The sequence below is a fragment of the Agrobacterium sp. LEGMi-208b genome, assembly GCF_059511785.1.
The window spans coordinates 830,955-852,325 of record NZ_CM183446.1; the positions used below are offsets into that span (position 1 = coordinate 830,955).

At 61.0% G+C, this 21,371-nt stretch carries 14 protein-coding genes; 2 read left to right on the forward strand and 12 right to left on the reverse strand.

Annotation, left to right across the window (positions count from 1 at the left end; all coding sequences use genetic code 11):
• Positions 1–4 precede the first annotated feature (4 nt).
• Complete coding sequence (locus AC5YUO_RS18565; protein ID WP_400813636.1) at positions 5–1,459, reverse strand: glutamate synthase subunit beta; 1,455 nt, start codon at positions 1,457–1,459, stop codon at positions 5–7.
• Positions 1,460–1,641: 182 nt separating this feature from the next.
• On the reverse strand, positions 1,642–6,387 hold the full coding sequence (gltB, locus tag AC5YUO_RS18570; protein WP_496156284.1) for a glutamate synthase large subunit: 4,746 nt from the start codon (positions 6,385–6,387) through the stop codon (positions 1,642–1,644).
• Between the two features lie 370 nt (positions 6,388–6,757).
• Between gltB and AC5YUO_RS18575 the strand changes: the two genes are divergently transcribed.
• Positions 6,758–7,810 carry a threonine aldolase family protein gene (locus tag AC5YUO_RS18575; protein ID WP_400813634.1) on the forward strand — a complete coding sequence of 351 codons (1,053 nt, stop codon included), beginning with the start codon at positions 6,758–6,760 and terminating at the stop codon, positions 7,808–7,810.
• 30 nt (positions 7,811–7,840) lie between these two features.
• Here the strand turns inward: AC5YUO_RS18575 and AC5YUO_RS18580 are convergent, their stop codons facing one another.
• The 9 genes from AC5YUO_RS18580 to AC5YUO_RS18620 all read right to left on the reverse strand — a co-directional run bounded on the left by AC5YUO_RS18580 (position 7,841) and on the right by AC5YUO_RS18620 (position 18,972).
• On the reverse strand, positions 7,841–8,530 hold the full coding sequence (locus AC5YUO_RS18580) for a response regulator transcription factor (protein WP_127755535.1): 690 nt from the start codon (positions 8,528–8,530) through the stop codon (positions 7,841–7,843).
• 58 nt (positions 8,531–8,588) lie between these two features.
• Positions 8,589–11,291 carry a DUF4118 domain-containing protein gene (locus tag AC5YUO_RS18585; RefSeq protein ID WP_496156286.1) on the reverse strand — a complete coding sequence of 901 codons (2,703 nt, stop codon included), beginning with the start codon at positions 11,289–11,291 and terminating at the stop codon, positions 8,589–8,591.
• Between the two features lie 55 nt (positions 11,292–11,346).
• Positions 11,347–11,913: a potassium-transporting ATPase subunit KdpC gene (gene kdpC / locus AC5YUO_RS18590; RefSeq protein ID WP_496156287.1), complete on the reverse strand. Its 567-nt coding sequence runs from the start codon at positions 11,911–11,913 to the stop codon at positions 11,347–11,349.
• 12 nt (positions 11,914–11,925) lie between these two features.
• Positions 11,926–14,010, reverse strand: coding sequence for a potassium-transporting ATPase subunit KdpB (kdpB, locus tag AC5YUO_RS18595; RefSeq protein ID WP_496156288.1), 2,085 nt, complete (start codon positions 14,008–14,010; stop codon positions 11,926–11,928).
• A 43-nt stretch (positions 14,011–14,053) separates the two neighbouring features.
• Positions 14,054–14,215, reverse strand: coding sequence for a hypothetical protein (locus AC5YUO_RS18600; protein WP_496156289.1), 162 nt, complete (start codon positions 14,213–14,215; stop codon positions 14,054–14,056).
• 9 nt (positions 14,216–14,224) lie between these two features.
• Positions 14,225–15,928: a potassium-transporting ATPase subunit KdpA gene (gene kdpA, locus AC5YUO_RS18605; RefSeq protein WP_496156290.1), complete on the reverse strand. Its 1,704-nt coding sequence runs from the start codon at positions 15,926–15,928 to the stop codon at positions 14,225–14,227.
• 134 nt (positions 15,929–16,062) lie between these two features.
• Positions 16,063–16,152 (reverse strand): K(+)-transporting ATPase subunit F, encoded by a 90-nt coding sequence (gene kdpF, locus AC5YUO_RS18610; protein ID WP_003506089.1) that lies wholly within the window; start codon positions 16,150–16,152, stop codon positions 16,063–16,065.
• A 418-nt stretch (positions 16,153–16,570) separates the two neighbouring features.
• Positions 16,571–17,524 (reverse strand): asparaginase, encoded by a 954-nt coding sequence (locus AC5YUO_RS18615; RefSeq protein WP_496156291.1) that lies wholly within the window; start codon positions 17,522–17,524, stop codon positions 16,571–16,573.
• Positions 17,521–18,972 carry an amino acid permease gene (locus AC5YUO_RS18620; protein ID WP_496156292.1) on the reverse strand — a complete coding sequence of 484 codons (1,452 nt, stop codon included), beginning with the start codon at positions 18,970–18,972 and terminating at the stop codon, positions 17,521–17,523. The genes AC5YUO_RS18615 and AC5YUO_RS18620 overlap by 4 nt, the downstream gene beginning before the upstream one ends.
• A 272-nt stretch (positions 18,973–19,244) precedes the next feature.
• Between AC5YUO_RS18620 and AC5YUO_RS18625 the strand changes: the two genes are divergently transcribed.
• On the forward strand, positions 19,245–20,672 hold the full coding sequence (locus AC5YUO_RS18625; protein WP_496156293.1) for an aspartate ammonia-lyase: 1,428 nt from the start codon (positions 19,245–19,247) through the stop codon (positions 20,670–20,672).
• Here AC5YUO_RS18625 and AC5YUO_RS18630 read toward each other — a convergent pair.
• Positions 20,641–21,357: a FadR/GntR family transcriptional regulator gene (locus AC5YUO_RS18630; RefSeq protein ID WP_496156294.1), complete on the reverse strand. Its 717-nt coding sequence runs from the start codon at positions 21,355–21,357 to the stop codon at positions 20,641–20,643. The two genes, AC5YUO_RS18625 and AC5YUO_RS18630, sit on opposite strands and share 32 nt — an antisense overlap.
• Positions 21,358–21,371 lie beyond the last annotated feature (14 nt).

A 21,371-nucleotide genomic window follows, 5' to 3' on the forward strand; every position in this document is an offset into this window, starting at 1 on the left:
CTGCTCAGAGCGGCAGAACGGTCGCGCCCATCAGTGCCTCGTCGATCGCACGCGCTGCCTGACGGCCCTCGCGGATCGCCCAGACCACCAGCGACTGACCGCGGCGCACGTCACCCGCCGCCCACAGCTTGTCGACCGAGGTCTTGTAGTCCGTTTCGTTGGCGATGACATTGGTGGAGCCGCGACGGTCGGTGTTGAGCGTCAGCTTGCCGTCCATTTCCTTCAGCACGCTATCGGTGAAGGGGCCGGAAAAGCCGATGGCGATGAAGGCGAGATCGGCCTTGATGATAAATTCCGTGCCGGCAATCGGCTTGCGGCGATCATCTACCTGACAGCATTTCACACCCGTCAACACGCCGTCTTCGCCGACGAATTCAAGCGTCGCCACCTGAAACTCGCGGATGGCGCCTTCGGCCTGCGAGGACGAGGTGCGCATCTTGGTTGCCCAGAAGGGCCAGACCGCAAGCTTGTCTTCCTTTTCCGGCGGCATCGGGCGGATGTCGAGCTGGGTGACCTTCACAGCACCCTGACGGAACGCCGTGCCGACGCAGTCGGATGCGGTATCACCGCCGCCGACAACGACGACATGCTTGCCGCCGGCCAGAATCGGATCGGCAGGCCAGCCGACGCTGTCGATGTTTTCGCGACCGACGCGGCGGTTCTGCTGCACGAGGTAAGGCATGGCATCGTAAACGCCATGCAGATCGGCACCGCCGATACCGGCCGGGCGCGGGGTTTCCGAACCGCCGCAATAAAGCACGGCATCGTGGTCAGCGAGCAGCGCCTCCACCGTCACATCAACGCCGACATTGACGCCGCAATGGAAGGTGACGCCTTCACCCTTGATCTGCTCGACACGGCGGTCGATAAAATTCTTCTCCATCTTGAAGTCGGGAATGCCATAACGGAGCAGGCCGCCGGGCTTGGATTCACGCTCATAGACATGAACCTCATGGCCGGCGCGGCCTAGCTGCTGCGCCGCCGCCATGCCCGAAGGGCCGGAGCCGATGATGGCGACCTTCTTGCCGGTGTGGATCGTCGCCGGCTTCGGCACGATGAAGCCCAGCTCGTAAGCCTTGTCGGCAATGGCCTGTTCGACGGTCTTGATGGCGACCGGCGCATCCTCGAGGTTCAGCGTGCACGCCTCCTCACAAGGCGCGGGACAGACGCGGCCGGTAAATTCCGGGAAATTATTGGTGGAGTGGAGGTTGCGGATCGCCTCTTCCCAATTGTTGTTATAGACCAGATCGTTCCAGTCGGGGATCTGGTTATGCACGGGACAGCCCGTCGGGCCGTGACAATAGGGAATGCCGCAATCCATGCAGCGCGCCGCCTGCTTCTGCACCTCGGCATCCGACATCGGAATGGTGAATTCGCGGAAATGGCGGATACGATCCGATGCGGGCTGATACTTGCCCACCTGCCGGTCGATCTCCAGAAAACCTGTAACCTTGCCCACGTTTATGTCCTCACATCAAAGCGGAGCGCCTGTCGGGCCCCAGTACCAGTAAGCGAAACCCAAAGCCGCCCCCAATACGATGAACTCAAATCCGGTCTCGCCGCTCGTCCAACAGATCGCCGTGGGAACGGCGACCGCTGTTATCAGCGAGACCAGTTGGTGTAGTGTCCTCATGCGGCGGATTATTCCGCCGCCACGCCCATGCGCATGCGCTCCATTTCCTCAAGTGCACGGCGGTACTCGACCGGCATGACCTTGCGGAACTTCGGACGGAACTCGCTCCAGCGGTCGAGTATATCCTTGGCACGCGACGAATTCGTGTAGTGGAAGTGGTTCGAGATCAGCTGGTAAAGGCGCTCCTCGTCGTGACGCGTCATGTCCTCGGAAACGTCCACACGTCCCTTGTGCATGAGGTCGCCACCGTGATGGTGCAGCTTCTCCAGCATGTCGTCTTCTTCGGGAACCGGCTCCAGCTCGACCATGGCCATGTTGCATCGGGTGGCGAAATCGCCCTTCTCGTCGAGAACATAAGCCACACCGCCGGACATGCCGGCCGCGAAGTTACGGCCCGTTTCGCCGAGAACGACGACGATGCCGCCGGTCATATATTCGCAACCGTGGTCGCCGACGCCTTCGACAACCGCGACCGCGCCGGAGTTACGCACCGCGAAACGCTCGCCCGCCACACCGCGGAAATAGCACTCGCCGGTGATCGCGCCGTAAAGCACGGTATTACCGACAATGATCGAGTTTTCCGCAACGATGCGGGTGTTTTCCGGCGGGCGCACGATGATGCGGCCACCCGAAAGACCCTTGCCGACATAGTCGTTGCCGTCACCCACCAGATCGAAGGTGATGCCGCGTGCGAGGAAAGCGCCGAAGGACTGGCCGGCCGTGCCCTTGAGGGTAACGTGGATCGTATCGTCCTTCAGGCCCTTGTGACCCCAACGTTTGGCAAGCGCACCCGAAAGCATGGCGCCTGCGGAACGATCGACGTTCTTGATCGGCACTTCGAACACCACGGGCTCGCGGTTTTCGAGCGACGGCAAGGACTTCTCGATCAGCTTGCGGTCGAGAATGTCGTCGATCGGATGCTTCTGGCGCTCAGTCCAGAAGGTTGCTTCCTTGGGAGCCTCGACCTTGTGGAAGATGCGGCTGAAATCCAGCCCCTTGGCCTTCCAGTGCGCCAGCATCTCATCCTTCTCGAGCAGTTCGGAAGCGCCGATGATCTCGTCCAGCTTGGTAACACCAAGCGAGGCGAGGATTTCGCGCACTTCTTCGGCCACGAAGAAGAAATAGTTGATGACGTGTTCCGGCGTGCCCTTGAAGCGCTTGCGCAGAACCGGGTCCTGCGTGGCGACGCCCACCGGGCAGGTGTTGAGGTGGCACTTGCGCATCATGATGCAGCCGGCCGCAATCAGCGGCGCGGTGGCAAAGCCGAATTCATCCGCACCCAAGAGCGCGCCGATGATGACGTCGCGGCCGGTCTTCAGACCGCCATCCACCTGCAGGGCGACGCGCGAACGAAGGCCGTTCAGCACCAGCGTCTGCTGGGTTTCGGCAAGGCCGATTTCCCAGGGGCTACCCGCATGCTTCAGCGAGGTAAGCGGCGAAGCGCCTGTGCCGCCATCGAAACCGGCAACGGTGATATGGTCGGCACGCGCCTTGGCGACACCGGCCGCAACCGTGCCGACGCCCACTTCCGACACCAGCTTCACCGAAACATCGGCTTCCGGGTTGACGTTCTTCAGGTCGTAGATCAGCTGCGCCAGATCTTCGATGGAATAGATATCGTGATGCGGCGGCGGCGAGATGAGGCCGACACCCGGGGTCGAGTGACGCGTCTTGGCAACCGTCGCATCCACCTTGTGGCCGGGCAGCTGGCCACCTTCGCCGGGCTTGGCACCCTGCGCCACCTTGATCTGCAGCATATCGGCATTGACGAGATATTCCGTCGTCACGCCGAAGCGGCCGGAAGCGATCTGCTTGATGGCGGAGCGCTCCGGGTTCGGCTGGCCGTTCAACAGCGGCATGTAACGGTCGGATTCTTCGCCGCCCTCACCCGTGTTGGACTTGCCGCCGATGCGGTTCATGGCGATGGCGAGCGTGGTATGCGCCTCGCGGCTGATCGAGCCGAAGGACATGGCCCCCGTCGAGAAGCGCTTGACGATATCAGCCGCCGGCTCGACCTCGTCAATGGAGACCGGCTTGCGGCCGAGCGCTTCCGCCGACTTGACCTTGAACAGGCCGCGTATGGTGTTCATGCGCAGCGCCGTCTCGTTCACCATGCCGGCGAATTCGCGGTAACGATCCTGGCTGTTGCCACGCACGGCGTGCTGCAGCGAGGCGACGGCATCCGGCGTCCACGCGTGGCTTTCGCCGCGCATGCGATAGGCATATTCGCCGCCGATATCGAGCGTGTTGGCAAGGATCGGGTCCTTGCCAAAGGCAGCCGTGTGGCGCGTTACGGTTTCTTCGGCGATCTCCGTCAGGCCGACACCTTCGATGGAGGTGGCGGTGCCGAAGAAATACTTCTCGACGAATTCCGATGAAAGGCCGATGGCGTCGAAGATCTGCGCGCCGCAATAGGACTGGTAGGTAGAAATGCCCATCTTGGACATGACCTTGAGGATGCCCTTACCCACCGCCTTGATGTAGCGATAAACCACTTCGTCGTCGGAGACTTCCTTCGGGAAGGCGCCGTGCTTGTGCATGTCGAGCAGCGTGTCGAAGGCGAGATAGGGGTTGATCGCCTCCGCACCATAACCGGCCAGCAGACAGAAATGGTGGATTTCGCGCGGCTCACCGGTTTCCACGACGAGACCGACCGAAGTGCGCAGACCCTTGCGGATCAGGTGATGGTGCACGGCAGCCGTCGCCAGAAGGGCCGGGATCGCGATACGATCAGGGCCAAGCTGGCGGTCGGAAAGAACGATGATGTTATAACCGCCACGCACGGCCGATTCCGCCCGTTCGCACAGGCGGTCGAGCATTTCCGGCATGCCTTCGGCACCACGCTCCACATCATAGGTGAAGTCGAGCGTCTTGGTATCGAAGCGGTCTTCCGTGTGGCCGATGGAGCGGATCTTTTCCAGATCGCCATTGGTCAGGATCGGTTGGCGCACTTCCAGACGCTTGGCGCGGGCAGCACCTTCGTGATCGAGAAGGTTCGGGCGCGGGCCGATGAACGAGACGAGGCTCATGACGAGCTCTTCGCGGATCGGATCGATCGGCGGGTTGGTGACCTGCGCGAAGTTCTGCTTGAAATAGGTGTAAAGCAGCTTCGACTTGTCCGACATGGCCGAAATCGGCGTATCGGTGCCCATCGAGCCGATGGCTTCCTGACCCGTCGTCGCCATCGGCGACATCAGGAGCTTGGTGTCTTCGCTGGTGTAACCGAAGGCCTGCTGGCGGTCGAGCAGCGACACGTCGCGGCGCAGCGCGCGCGGCTCCACGGGCTTCAGATCCTCAAGAATGAGCTGGGTGCGGTCGAGCCAGGTGCGGTAAGGGTGCTTGGCGGCAAGCTCGTGCTTCACATCCTCGTCGGAAATGATCGCGCCCTTTTCCATGTCGATCAGCAGCATCTTGCCCGGCTGCAAACGCCACTTCTTGATGATGCGCTCCTCCGGCACCGGCAGCGTGCCGGCTTCGGATGCCATGATAACGCGGTCGTCATCGGTGACGAGATAACGCGCCGGACGCAGGCCGTTACGGTCGAGCGTCGCGCCGATCTGCTTGCCATCGGTAAAGGCAACGGCGGCGGGGCCGTCCCACGGTTCCATCAGCGCGGCATGATATTCGTAAAACGCCTTGCGTTCCGCCGACATGGACAGGTTGCCCGACCAGGCTTCGGGGATCAGCATCATCACGGCATGGGCCATGGAATAACCGCCGCGCACGAGGAATTCGAGCGCGTTGTCGAAACAGGCGGTATCCGACTGGCCTTCATAGGAAATCGGCCAGAGCTTGGAAATGTCGTCGCCGAACAGCACGGAGGACACCGAAGCCTGACGCGCCGCCATCCAGTTGACGTTGCCGCGCAGCGTGTTGATTTCGCCGTTATGGGCAACCATGCGGTAAGGGTGCGCCAGCTTCCAGGACGGGAATGTATTGGTCGAGAAACGCTGGTGCACGAGGGCAACGGCGGATTCGAAACGCGGGTCCGCCAGATCCTTGTAATAGGCGCCAACCTGATAGGCGAGGAACATGCCCTTGTAGACAATGGTCGAAGACGACAGCGAAACCGGGTAGAAATCCTGAGTTTCCTTACCGCCGCCCTCATCATAGATGCGGTTGGAGAGAACCTTGCGGATCAGGAACAGTTTGCGCTCGAAGTCATGATTGGTCGCGGCATCGCGGCCGGCGCCGATGAAGACCTGAACATGGTGCGGCTCGGTCGCGGCGATATCCGGCGCCTTTGACAGCGAGGAATTATCAACGGGCACATCGCGGAAGCCGAGGAACTGCTGGCCCTCTTCGCCGATGACATCGACGATGACCTTCTTGTAATGCTCGATGCGGGAAGGATCGCGCGGCATGAAGATGTGGCCGACCGCATATTCTCCAGCCTTCGGCAATGTCACGCCCTGCGCCGCCATTTCCTCGCGGAAGAAGCGGTCGGGGATTTGCACGAGAATGCCCGCGCCATCGCCCATCAGGGGATCGGCGCCGACAGCGCCGCGATGCGTGAGGTTTTCGAGAATGAACAGGCCATCCTTGACGATCTGGTGCGACTTGACGCCCTTCATATGGGCAACGAAGCCGACGCCGCAGGCGTCATGTTCATTGGCGGGATCGTAAAGACCCTGCCTTTCCGGCAAGCCGCCCGCGAAACGCGCTTTCGCAGAAACGGGTGCGGCCGCAGCCGCGGTGGGACAGTCTGTGGTCAGGGTTGCGGCGGCGATGTCCGCCTGCGGCTTGTTCGTCATTTTTGTCCCTCCTGCAAAATTACTTGCACGGTTTCATGCGAAGATCCGGCTCGATACGAATTTTTCGCTTCCCGCGAAATCCGCATTCCATCCGGTTTGGTCAAATTTAGGACAGTAAAGCTGTCTCAATTCAGGAGGATTTTGGCAGAAACGGGCGAATTTGGCAAGGGTACGAATCCAATTAGTGAAAGCCCCATTTGCAGCGAAGTTTCGATACTGACCTATTGGGCGAAACTTTCTTGTCGCAAAACAGGCTGGCCCGTTGCTTTCATTACCGGATTTGCCAAGCTCAATGTTCCGACCTAGAACTTTCCCTGTTATCGCTTCGAACAGCCCGAACAGAACCTCAGCTATCGGAAAGCCTTCAGAGATGTTTTTTGCTTCAGACAATTGGGCTGGTGCCCATCCGGCCGTCAATGAACGGCTGTCGCGCGAATCCACGCGGTTTGCTGCCGCTTATGGCACCAGCGAGCTCGATCTCTCCATCGAAAAGCGCTTCAACGAAATTTTCGAGCGCGAGGTCGCCGTATTTTTCGTCGCCACCGGTACGGCGGCCAATTCGCTTTCGCTGGCCAGCATTGCCCGCGCCGGCGGCCTGACCTTCTGTCATTCGGAAGCGCATGTGATCGAGGATGAATGCGGCGCGCCGGATTTCTTTTCCGGCATGCGCATGGTCGCCGTCGAGGGCCCAAACGGCAAGATGCTGCCGGAAAACCTGATCGAGCGCATTGCGCGTTATCCGCAGGATGCCGTGCACCACGGCCGCGCCGCAGCCATCACCATGACGCAGGCAACCGAAGCCGGCACCGTCTACACGCTCGACGAAATCGATGCGATATCCAAGATCGCCAAGCAGAACGGCCTGCCGCTGCATATGGACGGCGCGCGTTTCGCCAACGCGCTTGCCGCCCTCGGCACTACGCCCGCCGAAATGACCTGGAAACGCGGCGTCGACGTCCTGTCGTTCGGCGGCACGAAAAACGGCTGCTGGTGCGCGGAAGCCATCGTCTTCTTCGATCCTTCGCTCGCCCGGGACTTTTCCTTCCTGCGCAAGCGCACCGCCCAGCTTTTTTCCAAGTCGCGCTTCATCGCCGCGCAGTTCGAGGCCTATCTGCAGGACGATCTGTGGCTCGGTCTCGCCGGCCACGCCAATGCTATGGCCAACCGGCTGCGCGCCGGTTTCGGCTCATTGAACAGCGCCCGCCTGGCATGGCCAACACAAGCCAACGAAGTTTTCGCCATTCTGCCGAAGGCGGCCGCCGAAGCCGCCACGGCAAAGGGTGCGAAGTTCTATGACTGGCTGGAGCCGCGCGACATGCCGGAAAAGGTCGGCAAGGACGAAGTGCTGATCCGCATGGTCACCAGCTTCGCGACAACCGAGGCCGATGTGGATGAATTCCTGTCGATCTGCGCCGCCGTTTAAACTATCGGAGAGCGTCGCCTTGCGGCGCCCTCAAACCTCCTGCAGCCGGTAACCGACCCCGGTTTCCGTCAGGATATAGCGCGGCTGATCCGGGATTTTTTCGATTTTCTGGCGCAGCTGGCGCACATAGACCCGCAGATATTGAACGTCGGTCAGTTCGTCCCAGACATGTTCCAGCAGGAAACGGTGCGTCAGCACCTTGCCGGCATGCTGCACCAGAACCCGCAGAATATCATATTCCTTGGGCGAGAGCTTCACTTCGCGATCTTCCACCTTGACGATGCGCCTGACGAGATCGACGGAAAGGTCTCCGGTCTGGAACACCGGCCTCTCCCCCTGGCTTTGCAGACGATGGCGGAGCGCGACGCGAATGCGGGCGACGAGTTCGTTCATGCCGAAAGGCTTGGTGATATAGTCATCGGCCCCCAGTTCCAGCGCCTTGACGATACCCGCCTCATCCGTGCGGCTGGAGAGAATGATAACCGGCAGCGCCAGCCCTTCGCCGCGCCATTTCGCCAGAAGATCATGCCCCGACATATCCGGCAGGCCGAGATCGAGAACGACGAGATCGGGCTTGTCCTCACTGACCAGCTCCATGGCCACCTTCGCATTCATCGCCTCGCTCACCGCATATTCCTGGGTCGACAGCCCGACGCGCAAAAGTTTGCGGATCGGCGGTTCGTCGTCGACGATCAGAATACGAACGGCGGAATTGGTCATTCCCGATCTCCTTCAGCGGCCTTGTGCGGCATCATCGCTTGTCGCCGCCGATCGTGCCTTAATCATGGTCTATCACCGGAGCATCGGCGGGAACCGGCAGACTGACGGTAAACTGCGCACCGGTACGACCCGACCTGTTTTCCGCGCGGATCGAACCGCCCATGGCCTCGATAAATCCCTTGCAGATGGATAGCCCGAGGCCCGTTCCGGCCTGCACATGGTCCGTCTTGCGTACCCGGTAAAAGCTGTCAAACACCCGTTCCGTATCATCAGGTGGAATACCGGGCCCCGCATCGGCTACAGACAGAAAGATATTCCTGCCCTGCCGCCAGCCGCGAATCTCGATGGCGGTATGTTCGGGAGCGTATTTGGCGGCATTGTCGATGAGATTGAACAGAACCTGTTCGAAAAGCACGGGATCGACCTTCAGCATCGGCAGGTCGGAGGGAATATCCAGAACGATCTCATGCCTGACGACAATTTTCGCCGCGCGCGAAAGCGCGGTTCCGACCATATCGCCCAGGAAATGCAGACCGTAATTCGGCTCCATCGCACCCGAGCCGATCCGCGTCATATCAAGAAGATTGGAAATGAAACGGTTCAGCCGCTCGGATTCCTCAACAATCGTCGAAAGCAGTTCGGCCCGCGCATCCGGCGGGATGTCCTCGGCAAAATCCTTCAGCGTTCCGGCCGAACCCAGAATGGCCGCGAGCGGCGTTTTAAGGTCGTGAGAGATGGATGTCAGAAGCGCCGTGCGCAGCCGGTCGGTTTCCGCCGCAAGCCTTGCCCGGTCGACATCCGAGACGAGCTGAATCCGCTCGATGGCAAGTGCTGCCTGATCGGCCAAGGCGTCAAACAGCCGCTGCTGTTCCGGCGTCAGAAGCGGCCCGAGCCGGTCATCGTCCAGCCCCACCACACCAACGGCGCCGCTGCCGGTGCGCAACGGCAGATAAAGCCGTCTGGCGCCGGGAAGCGTATCCGCGCCCCGGCCCGCAGCCTTGTTATGTTCCCAGGCCCACTGGGCGGCGGCAATATCGGCATCCACCAGCGTATCATCAGGCGGATATCCCGCCTTGACCGTGATCGTATTGTTTTCCGGTAAAAGCAGAACGATCCGAACCTTCAGCATCGAGGCCATCTGGAAGGCGGCGGCCCACAGCACATCGTCCAGCGTTCCTGTCACCGAGAGCTTCTTCGAGAACAGATACAAATCTTCCGTGGTGCGTGCCCTTGCCCGCGCGGCGGCGGCCTGCCGTTGCACCGCCGCGGTGAGGTTGGAGGCGACCAGCGCCACGCCAAGATAAAACAGCAGCGCCACGACACTTTCCGGATCGCGAACGGTCAGGTTGTAACGCGGCTCAAGGAAGAAAAAATTGAATGCAAAAGCCCCGAGCAGGGAAGCATAAAGCGCTGGCCCCAGCCCGCCGCGTACGGCGGCGGCCAGAACCGCCATCAGAAACACCAGCGCCAGATTTCTGACATCGAGCGTCTGATCAAGCACAATGCCGGCCACGATCGCCAGACCGACAAACAGGGTGCTTTTTAGATAGGGCCGTATGGAACGATGCGATTGCGCCGAGGCCGGCCTTGCGGCATGGCCCGGCTTCTCTTCTTTTTTGTCGCCGGAAATGACGTGAACGCTGATATCGCCGGCATGATCGATCAGATCATGCGTCAGCGAACGCTGAAAAATCCGCTGCCACCAGGATTTTCGCGGGCGGCCGATGATGATGTGGGTAAAATTATTGGCGTTGGCGTAGGAGATGATCTCCCGCGTCAGGTCGAGCGCCGGCAGGGTCACTGTCTCGCCGCCGAGCTGCTGGGCAAGCCGCATGGTGCCGGCCAGCCGGTCCTTCTCCACCTCCGACAATTGTTGCGAACGCGGCGTATCGAGATGCAGGGCCGTCCATGGTGCGCGCAGACGATCCGCCTGCCTTCGGGCATAACGCACCAGCCCCGGACCGTTGCCGCCATGGTCGAGGCACACCAGAACCCGGTCTCCCGCCGCCCAGGGGCCGGAAATGGCATGCGACTGCATGTGGTTGAGCAATTGCTCATCCACCCGCTGCGCAGTGCGCCTCAATGCCAGCTCGCGCAGCGCCGTCAGATTGCCGCGCGAAAAATAATTCTCGATGGCGCGCCGTGCGGTGCGTGGCATATAGACCTTGCCGTCGTTCAGCCGCTTGATCAGATCGTCGGGGGTGATATCGATGATTTCGACATCGTCGGCGCGGTCGATGATGCTGTCGGGCACCGTTTCGCGAACACGGATGCGGGTGATCTGCGCAACGACGTCGTTCAGGCTTTCGACATGCTGGATGTTCAGCGTCGTATAGACGTCGATGCCCTGCGCCAGAATTTCCTGAACATCCATGTAACGCTTGGGGTGGCGGCTGCCGGCGGCATTGGTGTGGGCCAGTTCATCGACCAGAACCAGAGCGGGACGGCGGGCGAGAATGGCATCGAGATCCATCTCCTCCAGCACCTGACCGCGATAGTCGATACGCCGGCGCGCGATGATCTCGAAACCCTGCACCAGCGTTTCGGTTTCCCGGCGGCCATGGGTTTCCACGACGCCGATGACGGCATCCACCCCATCCGCCAGCTTCGCCCGGCCGGACATCAGCATTTCATAGGTCTTGCCGACGCCGGGTGCCGCGCCTAAAAAAATCTTCAACCGGCCCCGCGCCTCGCGCCGAGCGTTTTCCAGCAGCGCATCGGGCGATGGTCGGCTGGGCATATTGCTGATATCCTCAGGCATTGAACCCACCAGTGGTCGAGGCTATGGCTTGCAAACAAGCCATAGCCATTTCAGGTCATGAGCCGGCTGCGTCAAGAGCCATGTTGAGCGCCAGCACGTTCACGACCGGCTCTCCCATGAAACCAAGCTCCGGTCCTTCGACATGGCGCTCGACGATGGTGCGCAGGGCTGCCTCATCCATGCCCCTTGCCTTGGCGATGCGGGGAACCTGAAAATAGGCGGCCTCCGGCGAGACATGCGGATCAAGGCCGCTGCCCGAAGCCGTCACCAGATCGGCGGGAACCTCAGCGGCCGGATTTTCGGCCTTTGCGGTCTCGTAATCCTGTTTCACACGGTCGATGAGCTTGGCGCTCGTCGGCCCGAGATTGGATCCGGACGACGAGGCGGCATTATAACCATCGCCGGCAGCCGATGGCCTGCCGTGGAAATATTTCTCACTGGCAAAGGCCTGCCCGATCAATTGCGAACCCACGACCGCACCATTCTTTTCAACGAGGCTGCCGTTGGCCTGAAAAGGAAAGATCGCCTGTGCGAGGCCCGTCATCCCCAGAGGATAGGCAAGGCCGGTTATGGCGGTCGTGGCGAGGATGAGCACCAGTGCGGGACGAAACTGTCTAAACATTGTCTTTACTCCTCAGGCGAGACCGAGCGCCGTGATGGCGAGGTCGATGGCCTTGATGCCGATAAAGGGAACGATGATGCCGCCGAGGCCATAGATGACCAGATTGCGCGACAGCAGTGCACCGGCCCCGATCGGGCGATATTTGACGCCTTTCAGCGACAGGGGGATCAGCGCGATGATGATGAGCGCGTTGAAGATGATGGCTGACAGGATGGCGCTCTGCGGTGTCGAAAGCCCCATGACGTTCAGGACGCCAAGCTGCGGATAGAGCACCAGGAACATTGCCGGGATGATGGCGAAATATTTGGCGATATCGTTGGCGATGGAGAATGTGGTCAGCGCACCGCGCGTCATCAGCAATTGCTTGCCGATTTCGACGATCTCGATGAGCTTGGTGGGGTCGCTGTCGAGATCGACCATATTGCCCGCCTCACGTGCCGCCACCGTGCCGGTGTTCATGGCAACGCCGACATCGGCCTGCGCCAGCGCGGGGGCGTCGTTGGTGCCGTCGCCGCACATGGCGACAAGCTTGCCCTTGGCCTGTTCCTCGCGGATAATATCCAGCTTGTTTTCCGGTGTCGCCTGGGCGAGGAAATCATCTACGCCTGCTTCCGCTGCAATGGCGGCAGCCGTCATCGGATTGTCGCCGGTGATCATGACAGTGCGGATGCCCATGCGGCGAAGCTCCGCGAAACGCTCGCGAATGCCGCCCTTGACGATGTCCTTCAGCTGCACCACGCCGAGCAGCTTGCCATCGCGCACGACGGCGAGCGGCGTGCCGCCGGTCTTGGCGATCTCTTCCGCAATTGTCCGGATGCCGCGGGTGGCGTCCGTTTCGGTTTTGACGGCGAGCGCAACATTGCCCTGCTGCGAAGCGCCGCCGTTAACATAAGCGAGAACCGCATCGACCGCGCCCTTGCGAATGGAGGAGCCTTCGAAATCGACACCGCTCATACGGGTCTGGGCAGTGAAGGGTACGAAATTCGCATGAAGCTTCTGCATGTCGCGGGCGCGTATGCCGTATTTTTCCTTGGCCAGAACCACGATGGATCGGCCTTCCGGCGTTTCGTCGGCAAGGGAGGCAAGCTGCGCGGCATCGGCGAGTTCCTGCTCGGAGACGCCGGCGACGGGGCGAAACTCGGTCGCCTGCCGGTTGCCAAGCGTGATGGTGCCGGTCTTGTCGAGCAGCAGCGTATCGACGTCACCTGCCGCCTCGACGGCACGGCCGGACATGGCGAGGACATTAAAACGCACCAGACGGTCCATGCCGGCAATACCGATGGCGGACAGAAGCGCGCCGATGGTGGTCGGGATGAGCGTCACGAACAGCGCCACCAGCACGATGATCGATATGGAGCCGCCGGCATAGGCCGCGAAACTCGGAATGGTCGCGGTGGCGAGGACGAAGATCAGCGTCATGCCGGCCAACAGGATGTTGAGCGCGATCTCGTTCGGCGTCTTCTGGCGCTCGGCGCCTTCGACCAGCGAAATCATCCGGTCGAGGAAGGTGGAGCCGGCGGCGGCGGTGATGCGCACCCTTATCCAGTCCGACAGCACCTGCGTGCCGCCGGTGACGGCCGAACGGTCGCCGCCGGATTCGCGGATGACGGGGGCGGATTCGCCCGTTATCGCCGCCTCGTTGACGGAGGCGACACCTTCGATGACCTCGCCGTCGGAGGGGATGATATCGCCTGCCTCGACGAGAACGACATCGTTCACCTTCAGGCTGGTGCCCGCCACCATTTTATATTGGCTGCGGTCATCGCCGCTCAGCAGTTTCGCCTGGGTTTCGGTACGGGTCCGGCGCAGCGAATCCGCCTGTGCCTTGCCGCGCCCTTCGGCGACGGCTTCGGCGAAATTGGCAAACAGCACGGTGAACCACAGCCAGAGATTGATCTGGAAGGAAAAACCGAGATTGGCGCCGCCGGTGACGAGATCGCGGATGAACAGTACCGTTGTCAGCACCGACACCGTCGCCACCACGAACATGACCGGGTTGCGCGCAAGTGTGCGCGGATTGAGTTTTTTGAATGCAGCGGCAATGGCCGGCACGAGAATGCGAGAATCGAGGATGCTCGCTTGTTTGGACTGGCTCATGAAGAGGCTCCAGCGTTTGAACAGGGCGACCGATGAGGGTCGATCAGCCCGTGATAACTTCGCGAGCGACGACGGCGGCGACGAGAGCCGCCATCATCGCAAGAATGAGATTGGAAGCACACCAGCCGCCGGGCGTGGCGCTCCCCTTGCCGGGAGCGCCTTTGCGGACGGGAACGATGCGGTTACTTCGGGACTTGTCGTTCATGGCATCACCTCAGAAGAGCTGGCCTGCCGCCATCACCAGATGTTCGGCAACGGGGCCGAGCGCCAGTGCAGGCAGGAAGGTAAGGCCGCCGACGATCAGGATCGTGCCGACCAGCAGGCCGACGAAGAGCGGACCGTCCGTCGGGAAGGTACCGGCCGATGCCGGAACCGTCTTCTTGGTGACCAGCGAACCGGCAATGGCGAGTGCGGGAATGATCACCAGAAAACGGCCCATCAGCATGCCGAAACCAAGCGTGATGTTGTACCAGGTGGTATTGCCTGTCAGGCCGCCGAAGGCCGAACCGTTATTGGCCGCCGCCGAGGTATAGGCGTAGAGGATTTCGGAGAAGCCATGCGGCCCTGCCGTGCCGATCGACGCCACCGCCGAGGGCAGGACGGTGGCGGTTGCCGTGAAGACCAGCATGGCGAGCGGCAGGCAGAGAATGGCCAGGACCGCCATCTTCATTTCCTTGGCCTCGATCTTCTTGCCGAGATATTCCGGTGTGCGCCCGACCATCAGCCCCGCCACGAAGATGGCGATGACGATGAAGAGCAGAATGCCGTAGAAACCCGCACCGACACCGCCGACGATCACCTCGCCCAGCTGCATGTTGATGAGCGGAACAAGGCCGCCGAGCGCCGTGAAGCTGCCATGCATGGCGTTGACCGCGCCGCAGGAGGCGGCAGTGGTGATGACCGCAAAGAGCGACGAAAGCGCCACGCCGAAGCGAACCTCCTTGCCCTCCATGTTGCCGCCGGCAAGACCGAAACTGTGCATCAGCGGATTTCCGGCCGCCTCCGCCCAATAGGTGACGGCGACGCCGGCGATGAACAGAACGCTCATAGCCGAAAGGATCGCCCAACCCTGGCGCTGATTGCCGACCATACGGCCGAAGACATTGGTAAAGGCCGCGCCGATGGCAAAGATCGACACCATCTGGATCATGTTGGAAATGGCATCCGGGTTTTCGAAAGGATGCGCGGAATTGGCGTTGAAGAAGCCGCCGCCATTGGTGCCCAGCATCTTGATCGCCAGCTGCGATGCCACCGGACCGACGGCAATCGTCTGCTGCGCGCCTTCCAGCGTCTGCGCAGTCACATAGGCGCCGAGCGTCTGCGGCACACCGAGCCAGACGTAAACGAGGGTCAGCACGATGCAGAGGGGCAGAAGCACGTAGAGCGTGGAGCGGACCATATCCACCCAGAAATTGCCGATCGCCTTGCCGGAAGCGCGCGAAAAAGCGCGGATGAGGCCTATGGCGATGGCCATGCCTGTTGCGGCGGAAACGAAGTTCTGCACGGTGAGACCGGCCATCTGGGTCAGATAGGACAGGGTGCTTTCCCCGCCATAATTCTGCCAGTTGGTGTTGGTGACGAAGCTGACCGCCGTGTTGAAGGACAATTCCGGTCCCACAGCCGCCATTCCCTGCGGATTATAGGGCAGCACCGCCTGAAAGCGCATCAGGGCATAAAGCAGGGCAAAACCGAGGAGGTTGAAGAGAAGCATGGAGAACGCATAGGTCGTCCAGTGCTGTTCCTCGCGCTCGCTTGTTCCGGCAAGGGCATAAAGGCCGCGCTCGACGGGTGCGAGAACCGGCGAAAGCAAGGTACGCTCGCCATTAAAGACACGCGCCATATAGAAGCCGAGCGGCTTCACCAGCGCAAAAACGATCCCGCAAAACAGCAGGACCTGAAACCATCCATTGAGGGTCATGGTATTGAACTTTCAATAAAGCATCGGACCGAAAAGTGTCATGCGGTTTTCGGAAAATCCGATGCTCGGACAGAAAGAGAGAGCGGCGGATTCGATTCCGTTTTCTCTCCGCCGCTCGAACCGCCGCTTCCCGATCAGAAGCGTTCGGGGCGAATGAGAGCATAGGTGAGATAGGCGGCGATAAAGACCGTGACGGCACCGCTCAAAATATAGTCGAATGTCATCGCAGCCTCCGTCTAAAGCCGGTCGCAGGCGCGCGTATAGGCAAAGCAGAGGGCGAAAAACACCGTCGCTGCACCGATCAGAACAACATCCATCATCGATGGGACTCCTTTTTAATCGAGGAGCCGGACAGGAAGAAAAGCGCCGTCATGTGGGACGTCGCTTTTCATTCTTTCTGGCTGAGAAGGGAACACCATCCCTTCCCGCACAGAAGAATGCACCCGAACCGCATAAAGGTTCGAGACGGCCACAGAGGGAATAAAATAGGAATCCTATAGGAATTTCGATGCCCGCCGGTCGCGGGCATCGCTGCCGCTGCTTGGAGTTTTTCGCTTTTCTTCGAATCGCGAAAACACTCTAGCTCTTTGTTTTGGCGCATTTCCGGACGGAAAACCGGGGTCCACTTTTCCTGGAAATGCTCTAAGAGAGCGGGCTGTCACCGAAAGCGGAAATGATGGTTTCCGCCGGACTTTGATTGGCGAGCAGCGCGGCCAGTAAGATGCGGGCCTGGCCCGGGCGAAGTGTCGATGAATGTACGGCGCCCGCCGCGACAAGATCATGCCCGCCGCCGCCGCCGCCGTAACTCGCCACCAGCCGTCCTTCCGGCACGCGGCTCGTCACGATGACGGGAACACCGCGTTCGGCGCAGCGCTTCACGGCTTCGGCGATACGCGGATTGGCGTTGCCGGAACCAAGTGCGGCAAGAACGATGCCTTTCGCGCCCGCCTGCAGGCTTGCATCGATATGGGTCGCGTCACAGCCGGGATGAATGGCGACAATATCGACGCGCTGGCCGGTTACCGGGGCGGAAAACCGCAGGCTTGCGGCAGCAGCCAGCGGCCGGGCCGAACGGAAAGCGTCCGCCTCGTCCGCGCTCAGCTTGTAAAGCCCCCAAGCCGGCAGACAGCGCCCGCCGAAGGAGACAAGCACGCCTTTTGCAGCATTCGCCTGATCGAGCGCTGTTTCTATGGCCCGGGCCAGATTGGCCGGTCCGTCCGCGTTCTTATTGTCTGCCGTAAACTGCGCGCCGGTGAAGACCACCGGCTTTGTGATGGCCTGCTGCAAATGCACGAGCAGCGAGGATTCTTCCATGGCGTCGGTTCCGTGCAGAACCACGATGCCGGAAACGGCGGGATCATCAAGCTCCACACCCACCGCATCGCTGATGCGCTGCATGTCTTCCAGCGTCAGGCTGGAAGAATCCTTCGCCATCAGATCGACCGGCTTCAGCCGGACGTTGATCTGCGGAACCAGCGCCAGCAGATCCTCACCCGAAAGGCTGGGCTGGCTTGCGCCATCGGCGCCACGCCGGCTGGCGATGGTGCCGCCGGTGGCAATGACCGCCACCAGAGGCGTTGCGCCCTGCCCGCTCAACGCGATGCTCCCGCACGCTCGTCCGCAAGGCGGTAGATGCGGTCACGCAACAGATACCAGCAGATGATGAGCGTCGGGATGATGATCAGCAGCGAGGCGATGGTCCAGGAGCCGACGGGATAGTCGAAGGCCATCAGCACCAGCACGCCGAACAGGAAGATGAGCGTGAGAATGCCGGTATAGGGCGCGCCGAACATGCGGAAATCCGGACGCACAAGCTCACCGCGCTCAGAAAGCTGCCAGAGCTTCAACTGGCAGAGCACGATGACGGCCCATGCGCAGATGATGCCGAGCGCCGAGAGATTGAGCGCGATCTCGAAGGCCGAGGCGGGAACGACGGCGTTCAGCGCCACACCGAGAACCGTGACGACGGCGGTCACCGCAATGCCGCCATAGGGCACACCGTTCTTGTTCATCTTCGCAAGGGCTGCCGGCGCCGAACCGGAAACCGCCATCGAATGCAGGATGCGTCCGGTGGAATAAAGCCCGGCATTGAGCGAGGACAGCACGGCGGTCAGAACGACGAGGTTCATGATCACGTCAGCGCCCTCTACACCGATGGAGCCGAAGAAGGTGACGAAGGGGCTCTCGCCGGCCTTATAGGAGGTGTAGGGCAGAAGCAGCGAGAACAGCAGCACCGAACCGACATAAAAGACCACGAGGCGCAGAACCACGGCGCGGATGGCGCGGGGCATGACCTTGCGCGGATCTTCCGTCTCGCCGGCCGCGGTTCCGATCAACTCGATGGAGGCATAAGCGAACACCACGCCCTGTATGATGACGAAGGCTGGCAAAATGCCGTTCGGGAAGAAGCCGCCATTATCGGTGATGAGGCTGAAGCCGGTGACGTGGCCTTCGATGGGCGTGCCGAAAATGACGAAATAAACGCCGACGACGAGAAAAATGGCAAGCGCCAGAACCTTGATCAGGCTGAACCAGAATTCAAGCTCGCCGAAGACCTTCACCGACAGCATGTTCATCGCCAGCACGACCAGAAGCGCCGTCATGGCGAAGACCCACTGGTCGATACCGGCGAGCCACGGAACATATTGCTTGAAGAAATTCATATAGAGCGCGACGGCGGTCACATCCGCCACCGAGGTCATGGCCCAGTTCAGCCAATACATCCAGCCGGCCGCAAAGGCCATCTTCTCGCCGTAGAACTCGCGGGCATAGGACACGAAGGAACCGGAGCTCGGACGATGCATGATCAGTTCGCCGAGCGCGCGCAGCACCAGAAACGCGAAGAAACCGCAGAGCGCATAAACGAAAACCAGCGCCGGACCTGCCTGCGCCAGCCGTCCGCCCGCGCCGAGGAAAAGCCCCGTGCCGATGGCGCCGCCAATGGCGATCATCTGGATCTGACGCGGCTTGAGGGCCTTGTGGTAACCGAGGTCTTCTTCGACGAAGACCTCACGGTCGGCAGACGTCGTTTTCCCAGAATGCATGGATATTTATCCTCCCGATAAAGTGCTTGCAGTCGGCGATAAGCCGGAAATGAAATGAAACTGGCACAGTCCGCGCTGGAATATGGCCAGCATGCATGCTCATGCGCGCTGTAAAGCTGCATGACAGATTTTCGCCCCTCATAATGGCAGATAATGCCGTTCGTCAAGCGTATTCGATATGATTGACCTTCTCCTCTGCCCCAATTAAGGTCAAAAAATCTGTAAGACAGCTTTACAGATATAGCAACACTTAAAAGCCAGTGGAGGAAAAAGTGAGCGTGACGCGCAAGGAGCATGATTTGCTCGGGACGAAGGAAATTCCGGCGGATGTCTATTGGGGCGTGCACACGGCGCGCGCTGTGGAAAACTTCAAGATCACCGGAGTGACCATTGGCCACAACCCCTATCTCGTCCGGGGACTGGCCTATGTGAAGGAGGCGGCGGCACGCGCAAATCACGAGCTCGGCCTCATCGACAAGGAGCGGATGGAAGCCATCGCCGAGGCATGCCGCGAAATCCGCGCCGGCGCGCTGCATGAGCAATTCGTGGTCGATGAAATTCAGGGCGGAGCCGGCACCTCCACCAATATGAACGCCAATGAGGTCATCGCCAACCGTGCGCTTGAACTGCTTGGCCACGAAAAGGGCGATTATGCCCGCCTTCACCCGAACGACCATGTCAATCTCAGCCAGTCAACCAACGACGCCTATCCGACCGCGGTCAATGTCGGCCTGATCGAATCAATCGACGATCTGGCGGCTTCCATGGGCGTGCTGAAGGACGCCTTCGACCGCAAGGCGCAGGAATTTGCCGAATTCATCAAGATCGGGCGCACGCAATTGCAGGACGCCGTGCCGATGACGCTCGGCCAGGAATTCCGCACTTTCGTGGTGATGCTGGGAGAGGATCAGGCGCGCCTCATCGAATCCGCCGCACTGCTGCACGAGATCAATCTCGGCGCCACCGCCATCGGCACCGGGCTGAACGCGCCACGCGGTTATGCGGCGCTTGCCTGCCAGCATCTGGCGGCACTGACCGGACGCCCGCTGGTGACGGCCGCAGACCTCATCGAAGCCACACAGGATCCCGGCGCCTTCGTACACCTCTCCGGCGTGCTGAAACGCGTTGCCGTGAAACTGTCGAAGACCTGCAACGACCTTCGCCTGCTCTCTTCCGGCCCACGTGCCGGGATTGGCGAGATCACCCTGCCCTCGGTTCAGGCGGGTTCCAGCATCATGCCGGGCAAGATCAATCCGGTCATTCCCGAAGTGGTCAATCAGGTCGCCTATGCGGTGATCGGCAATGACATCACCATCACCATGGCGGCCGAAGCCGGACAGCTGCAGCTGAACGCCTTCGAGCCGATCATCGTGCGTGCGCTTTCACAGAGCATCAGCCAGCTGAGCGCCGCCTGCCGCACGCTGGCGGAACGCTGCGTCGACGGCATCGTGGCCAATCCGGCGATCATGGCGCAGCGCGTGGAGGAATCCATCGGTCTCGCCACCGCTCTCAACCCGCTGATCGGTTATTATGCGGCGACCGAAGTGGCGAAGGAGGCGCTTGCCAGTGGCCGCACGGTGCCGCAGGTGGTTCTGGAACGCGGTTATCTCACCGATGCGCAATTGCAGCAGGCATTAAGCCCACGGCACCTTGCCAACCTGCCCGCCGTCACGGTTGGCGAAGCCGATCTTCGCCGATGATCGTCGTCACCACCTGCTTCACCTGCCCAAGGTGAAGCTCCATCGCCTCCCGCGCCTCGGGCGCTGAACCCCGCCGGATCGCCTCGACGATCCGGCGGTGCTCGAAATTCGAAGCGACGCGTCGGCCGGCCATCAGGTTGACCATCTCAGACTGTTGGGACAGCGCCTCACGGGCATCGGCCACCACCTTGGCGAACAGCCTGTTGGCCGAAGCTTCCGCAATGGCGCAATGGAACTGCCCATCCAGCAGCACCCAGGGATGCGGCCTTTCTTCGGCTTCCATCCGGCCACAGAGGTCAAGCAAAACCTGGAGCTGGGCATCGGTGCGCCTCAACGCCGCCCAACCGGCCGCAGGAACCTCGATGAAGGGCCGGGCCTCGATCAGATCGCGGGCGGAATAGGCGCCATAATTCAATTCGGAGGGCGGCGTCGGCGTCATCACATAAGTGCCGCTTCCGGTGCGGGTCTGCGTCAGTCCCAGGGTCTGGAGCGACCGTAACGCCTCGCGAATGATCGGCCGGCTGACGCCATATCGTGCCGCAAGATCCGCCTCGGAAGGCAGCCGGGTGCCGACCGCAAGCTGCCCGGAGGTAATTGCGGAACGGATATCATCGAACACCGCTTCCGCGGCATTCTTGCGATTGATCGGCTGCGCATCCGCAAGCCAATCCGACAACCCGCCCATCTTTAAACCCTCCG